2 protein-coding genes are annotated in these 1,450 nt (G+C 67.0%); both read right to left on the reverse strand.

Translation table 11 applies throughout. From position 1 onward, the window contains the following. Positions 1-198 precede the first annotated feature (198 nt). On the reverse strand, positions 199-666 hold the full coding sequence (locus MOV75_RS37890; RefSeq protein ID WP_246932634.1) for a PaaI family thioesterase: 468 nt from the start codon (positions 664-666) through the stop codon (positions 199-201). An 11-nt stretch (positions 667-677) separates the two neighbouring features. Continuing rightward, positions 678-1,274 (reverse strand): TetR/AcrR family transcriptional regulator, encoded by a 597-nt coding sequence (locus MOV75_RS37895; protein WP_247007965.1) that lies wholly within the window; start codon positions 1,272-1,274, stop codon positions 678-680. Positions 1,275-1,450 lie beyond the last annotated feature (176 nt).

Raw genomic sequence — 1,450 nt, forward strand, 5'->3', positions numbered from 1 at the left:
GAGGCGATCGCCGCCGCCGGCGAGTTCTTCGATCCGGAAGCCGAGCCCGACGACGTCGAGCCGGCGCCGGCCGCGGAAGAGAAGTAAGCGAAGCATGTCGTTCCGGGGCGGTCCGCAGGACCGAACCCGGAACCTCGAGATTCCGGGTCTGGCGCTTGCGCGCCATCCCGGAATGACGAACAAAAGGGCCCGGTCGCCTCAGGCGGCCGGGCTTTTCGTTTTGGCGGCGACGTCCTCGCTCAACATCGCGATCGAGGCCAGTGCCGTTGCCGTGTGCTTCTCGACACCGTCGCTGACGCAGAACACGTCGGCCGCGACCACCGACACCTGCCGGCCCGGCTTGATCACCCGGGCGCGGCAGATCAGCTTCTCGCCGACCGCGGGCGACAACAGATTGAGCTTGTATTCCGCCGTCAGCGCCGGCTGACCGCGCGAGGTGGCGGCTGCGATCGTGGTGGCGTTGTCGACCAGGAAGGCGGTGACGCCGCCGTGGAAGAAGCCGTGCTGTTGCAGCAGCTCCGGCCGGCGATCCACGGCGATCGTGCAGGTGCCGCGCGACAGTTCCGAGAGCTCGGCGCCGACCAGGTTCATGAAGCCCTGCCGGCCGACATTGGCTTGGATGTGCTCGGCAAGTGCTGCGAATTCGGGATCTGCTTCGGCGCGCATGCAGTCTCTCCTTATTGCTTGTTGATGCGATCGGGTGGCCGTAGCGCACGGATGGCGCAGGCGATCAGCGTGTCGGCCTCGCTGCGCGGATCGGTGCGGTCGCGTCCCGACAGGAAGGCGCGGCAAAAAATCTGAGCCGGACCGATCAGCTGGCTGACGAACATCACCGGTTTCATCGGCAAGAGTTCGCCACTTGCAACCAGTGGCGCACGCCAGCGCTCGATACCTTCGGCAAGGCGCGCATTCTGCGCGCGCTGGGCGTCGCGCAAATCCTCGCCCCACTCGCTCCGGGAAATTTCGAAGAGATAGCGCGCCTCGCGCCGGCTGGTCACGCCCCAGTCGAGATGCGCCCGGATCAGGCGATCGATGCCCTGCTCCGCATCCGGCACCGGATCGAGCGCAGCCAGCACCGCAGCGTGATAGTGCTGCAAGACCTCCAGGAACAGCGCACCGGCGAGCTCCTTCTTCGAGCCGAAGGCATGAAAGAAGCTGCCATTGGAGGCGCGCGCCCGGGTGCGGATCGCGGCGACCGTCGCAGCCTCGAAGCCGACGCGGTCGAACACGATCAGCCCGGCCGCCAACAGGTCGTCTCGCACGCTCGCCGTCATGGACGCCTCCTAGAGCACAACTCTAGAGCAACACTCTAATCGTGGTCAACACAAGGCGGGGGCCGCGATGAACGCGGCCCCCGCCTGTCGATCAAAAAATAGCTGGCTTAGCGCGAGATCGGCGGCGCCGGCGGACCGGACGACCCAGCTGGCGCTGCAGGCGGGGCCGCAGCGGT

The sequence above is a fragment of the Bradyrhizobium sp. PRIMUS42 genome (genome assembly GCF_023006515.1).
GTDB lineage: Bacteria > Pseudomonadota > Alphaproteobacteria > Rhizobiales > Xanthobacteraceae > Bradyrhizobium.

Coding starts and splice junctions, on each gene's coding strand:
- MOV75_RS37895 (WP_247007965.1), bottom strand. CDS start 1,274: ATGACGGCGAGCGTGCGAGACGACCTGTTGGCGGCCGGGCTGATCGTG.
- MOV75_RS37890 (WP_246932634.1), bottom strand. CDS start 666: ATGCGCGCCGAAGCAGATCCCGAATTCGCAGCACTTGCCGAGCACATC.